Origin of the sequence: Halobacillus trueperi (assembly GCF_003386945.1) — a bacterium.
Classification (GTDB): Bacteria; Bacillota; Bacilli; order Bacillales; family Halobacillaceae; genus Halobacillus; species Halobacillus aidingensis.
In genome coordinates this window covers 227,953-236,500 of record NZ_QUAE01000006.1, presented here as the reverse complement: position 1 = coordinate 236,500, position 8,548 = coordinate 227,953, and the positions used below count along the sequence as shown (strand labels likewise).

General features: G+C 43.5%; 7 protein-coding genes and 1 pseudogene. 1 reads left to right on the top strand and 7 read right to left on the bottom strand.

Translation table 11 applies throughout. The annotated features are described in order from the left end of the window. Both DYE48_RS10370 and DYE48_RS10365 read right to left on the bottom strand, forming a co-directional pair. On the bottom strand, window positions 1-1,081 hold a 1,081-nt coding region (locus DYE48_RS10370), incomplete at its 3' end, for a PTS transporter subunit EIIC (RefSeq protein ID WP_115823547.1). Between the two features lie 78 nt (window positions 1,082-1,159). Beyond that, window positions 1,160-2,512: pseudogene (locus DYE48_RS10365) on the bottom strand (6-phospho-alpha-glucosidase). Window positions 2,513-2,725: 213 nt separating this feature from the next. Between DYE48_RS10365 and DYE48_RS10360 the strand changes: the two are divergent. Then, window positions 2,726-3,436, top strand: a complete 711-nt coding sequence (locus DYE48_RS10360; RefSeq protein ID WP_115823546.1) for a GntR family transcriptional regulator — start codon at window positions 2,726-2,728, stop codon at window positions 3,434-3,436. A gap of 116 nt (window positions 3,437-3,552) precedes the next feature. On the opposite strand, the gene DYE48_RS10355 is transcribed toward DYE48_RS10360, so the two are convergent. The 5 genes from DYE48_RS10355 to DYE48_RS10335 all read right to left on the bottom strand — a co-directional run bounded on the left by DYE48_RS10355 (window position 3,553) and on the right by DYE48_RS10335 (window position 8,407). Continuing rightward, on the bottom strand, window positions 3,553-4,665 hold the full coding sequence (locus tag DYE48_RS10355) for a GerAB/ArcD/ProY family transporter (RefSeq protein ID WP_115823545.1): 1,113 nt from the start codon (window positions 4,663-4,665) through the stop codon (window positions 3,553-3,555). 18 nt (window positions 4,666-4,683) lie between these two features. Continuing rightward, window positions 4,684-4,896 carry a hypothetical protein gene (locus tag DYE48_RS10350; protein ID WP_115823544.1) on the bottom strand — a complete coding sequence of 71 codons (213 nt, stop codon included), beginning with the start codon at window positions 4,894-4,896 and terminating at the stop codon, window positions 4,684-4,686. Window positions 4,897-4,909: 13 nt separating this feature from the next. Beyond that, a complete protein-coding gene (locus tag DYE48_RS10345; protein WP_115823543.1) occupies window positions 4,910-6,106 on the bottom strand; it encodes a Ger(x)C family spore germination protein in 1,197 nt (398 codons plus the stop codon). A 2-nt stretch (window positions 6,107-6,108) separates the two neighbouring features. Further along, window positions 6,109-7,662 (bottom strand): spore germination protein, encoded by a 1,554-nt coding sequence (locus DYE48_RS10340; protein WP_425269296.1) that lies wholly within the window; start codon window positions 7,660-7,662, stop codon window positions 6,109-6,111. Window positions 7,663-7,945: 283 nt separating this feature from the next. Next, the gene (locus DYE48_RS10335; RefSeq protein WP_244199408.1) at window positions 7,946-8,407 is read right to left on the bottom strand and encodes a GNAT family N-acetyltransferase; all 462 of its coding nucleotides are present in this window, start codon (window positions 8,405-8,407) and stop codon (window positions 7,946-7,948) included. Window positions 8,408-8,548 lie beyond the last annotated feature (141 nt).

Below are 8,548 nucleotides of genomic sequence, written 5' to 3'. Positions count from 1 at the left end.
CGCCGGCCCACCCAAGGTGAACGTCCAGCATGTACATGACGGCAAACGAGATACCAGCAAGAAAAGCGTGGAATACGAAAAGCAGTGGAGCGACGAATAGGAATGTGAATTCGATTGGCTCTGTGATACCTGTCAAAAAGGCTGTACCTGCTGCGGCAATGAGCATTCCTTTAACAACAGGTTGATTTTTTTTGTCTGCACGGCGGTACATTGCAAGTGCAGCTCCTAATAGTCCGAACATGATGACAGGAAATTTACCTGCCATGAAGCGTCCTGCTGTTACTTCCACACCTTCGGCAATCTGTGCAAGGAAAATGTACTGATCTCCGGAAACGGCGCTTCCGGCTACTTCTGCAGTTCCGCCTAGAGATGTCCATAGAAATGGAGCATACCAGATGTGGTGCAAACCTGTCGGAATCAACGCACGTTCTAAGAAGCCGTAAAGTCCGATGTATAACGGGTTTGTCGCACCATTAGCGATAACGTTTGCGACAGCATTGATGCCCCCTTGAATCGGCGGCCAAACGACCATCATAGCAAGAGCAAGGAAAATGGACGAGAAGACCATGGCAATCCCCACAGAACGGTCGCCGGCAAAGAAACCGAGCACTTCTGGAGGATCAAATTCATGGAATTTGTTATATATCCAAACAGCTAAAAGTCCTACGACAATTCCGCCAAGGACACCTGTTTCCAGGGTCGGAATACCGAGTGCCATGCCATATTCTCCGCTTTCACTGACCATTTCAGGGGTGATTCCTAAAGCGAAGGAAATGGTTTTGTTCATAATGATATAACCGAGTAGTGCCGCTAAGGCAGCAATTCCTGATCCCCCTGTTAAGCCTATGGCAACCCCGATGGCGAAGATGACAGCAAGATTGTTGAAGATGCTGATTCCGATATCAGACATACCGCTACCGATGAGTTGAATGATGTCATTTTGTAAAAAAGTGAGTGTATCAGCGAGTGGTCCTGTCAACGCAGCTCCAAGCCCGAGCAATATACCGGCAGCTGGGAGCAACGCGACGGGAACCATCAGTGATTTTCCGAACTTCTGTAAGCTTCCAAAATATTTCTTCACTTCTGATCCTCCTTTATAGGGAAACGCTTTCTTGTTTGATATAGAGGAGACCCCGGAATGGGCCGGGGTTCCATTGGGTTATTTCGATGTTACAAGCTGCTTGCTGGCGTGTAACTCAGGCCAGTACTTCTGGTTCGCTTCAATCATGTCATCCAAGATTTTGCGGGCGCGAGGTGCGTCTACAACCGTCCGGTTCAACGTCAAGGCCTGGAGTGCTTTTTCGTAGCTGTTTTCATAATACGCATCCACGACAAGTTTCTCGTACGCAAGCTGCCCCTCAATTAGTCCTTTATAGAAGGTAGAAATGTTTCCGACGGCGAATGGCTTCGGTCCACGGTTTGTAATCATCGCTGGAACTTCAACCATCGAATCATCTGGAAGGTTGGCAATCGTACCATTGTTTTCAACCATGACGATGAAAATATCTCCATTATTGTAAGCCATGGATGCGGCGACGCGGATCATGTAACGACCATGGATGTCCACTTCAAGTTCAACGTTCTCTGTTGTATCATCTGCAATGATTTGATCGGCCAGGGTATGAACGCGTTTTTCGCGGCCATTAATAACTTGGCGGGCACGTGTGTTGGTGACGTCTTCTTTTTCTACCATTTGAGAAGGATAGAGATAGTATTGCAAGTATGTGTTCGGCAAGTATTCAGGGAAGTCTGTCACCATTTGCTCCACCTGCTTGAACGTTTTGATCCAGGAAGGGTCGTTGGCAATCTCTGCATCTTCAGGAATAAAGCCGTCCTCTGTGATGGCACGTTTAATTGTGTCTGTGTGATCGTTTCCGTTCTTGTCGAGAATTTTCGTGAACCAGCCGAAGTGGTTAAGTCCGAAGTATTCAGGGACAAGGTCGAAGACGTCTTTTCCAAGGATACCTGCGTAGCTGACCATAATTGCTGCCGGCATATCACAAATATTCAAGAGCTTTTTATCTTCCGGGAACTCACGACGTAGAGCTTCTGCAACGATCGCTGCAGGATTCGTGTAGTTTAGGATCCAAGCATCTGGAGAATAATGACGGATATCGTTGACGAGGTCGATCATATCTCCGATGGACCGCAGTCCGTAAGCCATTCCGCCTGGTCCGCATGTTTCCTGCCCGACGGCTCCGTGGTTAAGAGGTATTTGCTCATCCTGCTCACGCATTGCAAGACCGCCTGTCCGAATTTATACGAAAACGAAATCTGCATTTGTCAGAGCTTCTTCTTTATCTGTCGTGTAATGGAAACTCTCCAGTTCCGGATACTTTTCACGAAGGATGATTTCTGATGCTTTCGCAATTTTCTCCTGGCGTTCTGCATTCGTGTCATAAAAGGTAATCGTTTTCAAAGGAAACTGTTCTTTTTCTGCTACAAGACTCATGATCATACCGATGGTGTAAGTGCTGCCGCCACCGACGACGACAAGGTTTTGTTTTTTCATATTCAAGACCTCCAATAAAGGTATTATATTTGTTTTATTTTTAACTTAATATGAATATAATACATATTGTTGAAAGCGTCAACATTTGTATCGTATTTTTTGCAACATTTCGTTATAATGGTTGTAGAGATAGGTTTCGACTTGGTTGAATATGTGGGGATGGGACGCCACATCCCCGCATCACACAGGTCATTAGTAATGGGAGGAATAGAAATGGCTGCGCCTTTGTATCGTAGAATTGCTCAACAAATCAAAGAGGAAATCCAATCGGGGATATGGAAAGAAGGGGAAGCGATCCCCACAGAAATGCATCTCTCAGAAAGATACGAAGCATCCCGCGTGACAGTGAGACAGGCAATCAAAGGCCTTGTTGAAGAGGGGCTTCTTGAGAAGGTACAGGGGAGCGGTACCTATGTGAAAGAGCAGAAAATTGAACATAACATTTTCGAACTGTTGAGTTTCACAGAAGAAATGAGACGTTTAAATAAAGAACCAGTGAACAAAGTCCTCCACTTTGAATTGAAAGAAGCGGAGGATCATGTGAAACGAATGCTGCAACTTGCCGATGGGGAGAAAGTATTTTACGTCCGCCGTCAAAGACTTGTCGATGATATTCCATATGTCGTCGAGGATACGTATTTGCCGGTTTCTATGTTTCCGAATCTCTCGTATGGAATTATGACCGGTTCGAAGTATGATTATATTGAAAAGGAAGTGGGGATGAAGATCAAAGACAGCTTCCAGGAAGTCATCCCGGTCCTGCCTTCCACGGATATTGCAGAAGCGCTTACGGTCGAGGAATCCATGCCGATCCTGAAGATTCAATCGTATAGTGTTTTTGTTGATGGAACCATTTTTGAATATAGTGAAAACCACTTCAAAAGTGACGAATACAAGTTTACACTTAGGGCTTCAAGACCCTGAACCGGACGATATGAAAATTGAGCTTATAAAAAAGCACAGGCAAGATGCCTGTGCTTTTTTATATCCGGTATATCCACTTGCCGGTCTAGTAAACCGACCTTCTGATTTTATGTGTTTTAAGAAGGGTCTTGCTGGGTTTTATTTTGTTTCTTTGACTTGAATAACAACCCTATCCAAACGATTAAAGGAATGATCAAACCGTGTGTAATGGCAAAGGGAAACCATGTTTCATTGATAAATGTCTCAAAATAAGCAACATCCGGGTAAGCGATGATGGATAATACGACCATCCCCATCCCTAGTGGGAGCAACAAAGGCCGGTGGTCTTCCATGGTCAGAAACTGAGCAATGCCTACAGTGGTTGAATAATAAAGAACGACCATTTTGAAGAAGATTGTGATCATCCATATGATCGCGATGATAATTTCCAGTCCTTCTAAAAAACCGGCGATGTTGATTTTTTGTGCTAACTTGTAGCTCGGATATGTGTTCAATGCAGTTAAATCGCTGCCTAAAATCAGGATGCATAAGAGAGTGATTAACGTTAAGATAGCCCCGCCAATGAAAGTTCCTAACAGCCAGGCTCTTTTCTTTGTTTTCCCATCTTTGACATAAGGGATGATCATAAGAAAAGTGACCATTTCTAATAAGGGCGTGCCGATGACGAATGTAGAAGTGTCCAGGACAGGAACGATTCCATTGCCAAGAACCGGTTGTAGATTCTCCATTTTGATTTGCGGGGATAATGTGATCGTGAAAAAAACCACCAGTAGTACCACCCAGGGCATAAACATTTCTGAAGACCGCCCAATGGCTTCTAGTCCAAGGTAAGCTCCCCATATGACCACGATTAAAAAAAGGATATGAGTAAACTGCAAAGGTGTTTCTGGTATGATTTGGGTGGTCATGAAGTCGCCGATGTTTCTTAACACAAGGGAGGCCAGAATATAGAGAAAAGAGAGGTAGAAAAAAAGCAGAACTCTCCCAAACCAGTTTCCAAATACGGCAATGGTGGCCTGGACGAAGGTTTGTCCTTTCATGAGTGTAGCGATGTGATTGTAAAGAACCACAAGGAACAATCCAATAGCAACTGAAATGGATATGGATATCCAGGCATCCTGTTTCGCATTCGCCGCAAGCGGGGTAGGGACGATCAGAATGGAACTTCCCACGGAAAACAAAATGACTAGAAACATAAACTGCCGGGGACTGATCGTCTTATTATCCATATCTACACCTCTTATCGTTTAGAATCTAATCATTTTATAGAACGTTTGAATGAGATCAAGCGGGTTCGGAAGCTCAACCTCCAGGCTTTCCAATACACTAATGATTGTGAAGGAAAGCAGGAAAATCGTGAAAAACCATGCCTCTTTTTTTCTGTTTTTTTTGTATAGCTTGGGAAATTCAAGTAAGAAAATCCCTAATGCGAGAACGATGATGGAGATCATAGACCACACGTGGATATCACACCTATTCTTCTATTGTAATGGGTTGTGTTGAATTCCCTTTTCTTCGAATTTGAGCTTTGACTTGAATTTCCACCTTTAATTCTTTGAACTGGCTGTTCCAATCTTTTTCAACGGTTTTCCAATAGTCAGGATTTTTTCGTTGGATGAGACTACCAAACCCGAAAATATCACTCCCGAAGTCTTCTTGTGCTGCCTTGATCGCAGCTTCCATCTTTTGTTTAACCTTTTTTTCAACATCTCCATTAATGGTTTCGATGGATTCTGCTTTCGTAAGGTCAATGGGGCAGTTCAATTCTCCTACATTGCCTTCCAATTCTAATTCAATGGATATGGAGGGGGTCCCATCTTCGATCTTTGCTTTTGAACTGCTATCTGTCCGAAGCACTTCTACACTTACAAGCCCTTCGCTATCGCAAGGGTACGAAACAGTTGTACTTTCCATGTCGCCTGTAATATAGTTCAAGCCCTTGCTTTCGTCCGGTGTTAACCAGCCGATCACTCGATCTTCTCTCATTACGGCGAGGTGATCAACTCGTAATTGTGTAGGGGCATCAATTTTTTCGATATTCTCAATTGCTGTACCAATTTCAGCATCCCCTTCGATAAGCAGGCCTGGCAACACCGGGTTTTGCCCTTTGCTAAGGATTTGAGCGATCAGTTCATCAATGACAATTCCTTTTGAACTTCCTAGACTTCTCTGTACGGATTCCATCGAATGCATGAGTTTGTTGGCAGGGATTTTTTCATACGGAGTGAGTACCTTCAGTAAATCTTTCACTCCTGTATCCTTCGCAATGGTTACAAAAAAAGCGGTGCGAAATTCATGGTCTCTATAAAAGATATCAAGTGAGGGCAGGATGCCTTCCTCAGCTAATCGGTTTCCAATAACAAGAACGCGTAGTTGTGACAGGTACATCTTCCTCGGCGACTTTTCTGTCATATTACGAAAAGCTTCGAAGATGGAATCTCCTGTAGATTCATAAATCGAAACAGGCGGCCTTGTAGTCGGTGCATCTGTCGCAATTTCTGAGGGATTGATGACTTGAGTGACCAATAGGAACTGATCGTCTTCTGTTTTATCGATTCCGACAGCTACGACAATACCAAGGTCATCTAATTCTTTACTATTCCAACATCCGGCAAGGAGGAGGAGGCAAACCGCTAGGGTGATTGCTTTGAGACATATGTTCATATACATCTTCACCTCTCCTTCGATTTGGAATCGACTCGTTTTTGATCGTTCTTCGTAAAGAAACTCGGTCGTGAAAGAAGTCCCCAATGGGGTAAGCGAATTAACACATCTTTTTGATCTTTCCCAATCATAGGAGCGAGAGGAGCCATATATGGCTTGCCGAACGATTGCAAGCTGCACAAATGAAAAACCATGGCAATCATGCCTAAAATGATTCCGAACAACCCGAAGGTGGCCGCTAGAATCATCAATGGAAAACGAAGGATTCTGATTGAGATGGCCATATTGTAAGCAGGAAACACGAAACTGCTGATTGCGGTAATAGCCACCACGATGACCATGGCGGGGGAGACAAGTCCGGCTTGCACAGCTGATTGACCGAGTACCAGCGCTCCGACAATCGAAACAGCGGAACCTACGGGTTTTGGCAGACGGACCCCGGCTTCTCGAAGGACTTCAAAAGTCAATTCCATCATAAGAGCTTCCACAAAAGCGGGGAAGGGTACTCCTTCCCTTTGAGAAGCAAGACTGATCAAAAGAGGAGGGGGGATCATTTCCTGATGGAACGTTGTAAAAGCGATATAGAGCGATGGCATGAATAAGGCCACTGAAAAACAAAACAATCGCAGCAATCTCACCAATGTTCCAATGTCTGCTCGTTGGTAATAGTCCTCACTGGATTGCATAAAGTTCACAAATAGAGCAGGCACTAAAAGGACATTCGGAGTTCCATCAATCAGGATGGCAACCCTGCCTTCCAATATTCCCCCAGCAATAGCATCCGGCTTTTCTGAATTATAAACCGTAGGGAAAGGGGAATACTGAGCATCCTGAATGAATTCCTCAATATATCCACTCTCTAACACAGCATCGATATCGATTTGGTTCAGTCGCTCCTTCACTTGATCAAGGACTTCTTTTTCAGCTGTACCCTCTAAATAAACAACCGCAATATCCGTACAAGTTTTCCTTCCGATGGTTTTCGCTTCTACTCTGAGATTAGGGTCTTTAATTTTCCGTCTTAAAAGAGCGGTATTTGTTCTAATCGTTTCAGTGAAAGCTTCTTTCGGCCCGCGGATGACGCTTTCTGATGTAGTCTCTTGTACGCCCCTGTCGCGCCAGCCTTTTGTACTTGCGGATAAAGCTTTCGTTTGCTTGTCCAGGAGCAAAATAGTTTCACCAGAAAGTAACTTCTTCAGAAGGTCCTGTTTATCTTCCACTTCCGACATTTCACCGATGGGGAGATTGGCTTCTTTAATGGATTCATATAGATGGTGAGTAAAATGCCTTTTTTCTGGAACCTCGAGCATTAAAGATTCCAAAATGAAGTTTTGCACCGTGTTCTTATCTACGAGCCCATCCATGTAAAGAACAGCAGCGGATGTCTTATGAATGGAGAAGGGACGTGTCACAAGGTCGGAGCTGTTTCCAAGAGTTGTGCGGATATCGTTCAAATTTTCATCCAATGATTGAAAGAGAGGCTGAGCACTAGGAGATTTTTTATTATTCGTCGTGTTACCCTTCACAAGCTCCCACCTCTCTACGTTGTTTTTCATTAGCATGTTCATATATTGGGAATTTATGAAAAGTATATCCATCTTTTTAACGTTGTTTTAATCAGCAGGTGCAAAAGCAGTTTGTAAAAGACGTTAAGGATAATGAATAAAAAACGGTAGAGGGATTTAGCGAAGAATTTTGTAGGACTCATCTGAGGAAAAGAATAATACATCAAGATACAAAAAAGACTACTCTTTTAGAAGTAGTCTTTTTTGCTGAATTTCACTTCCAATATGAATCCGTCCAAATACAACCGTTACTTCTAGATGGTGTAGGCATAGCATCATATCAAATGGTTAGAGGTCTGCGGAAATAAATCATGTCCATTCCTCTTATCCCATTTTCATAAAAAGGATCCGAGTATTGAAGGAAGAAGTCGCGATGAATCTCATGGAACCGAAAACCAGCTTTCTGATAAAAGGCTAAGTTTTCAATACTAGAATTAGAAGTTCCGACGAGCATTTCTTTGTACCCTTTCTTTTGAAAAAGGGAAAAGGCTGCGTTGATTACTCGTTTCCCGTATCCTTGTCCTTGATAGGCTTCTTGTATGGCGATGTTTTTAATTTCCACCGTGTGTTCTTCAGGAAACACGAACAAACAGACACCAATGTGTACATCGTCCAGATGAATGGTATAAAACAGACCATCATCGATATAACTTTCGATAATGGCTTCAGACTCATCAGCTAGCAGGAGGTCTGCCATGAAAAAACGGCGTTCGTTCGTTGCCACTAAATGAATACGGCTCACTAGTTCCTCCTCCTTCATGTTCGGCTATTATCGTAAGGATGTGGTTATGATAACATAAGGTTAGTACATCCTTTTCAGAAATCGGTCATTTTTCTGAAAAGACATCATTTATTGAGTGGAAAGGCTCAGGATGATTTTTGT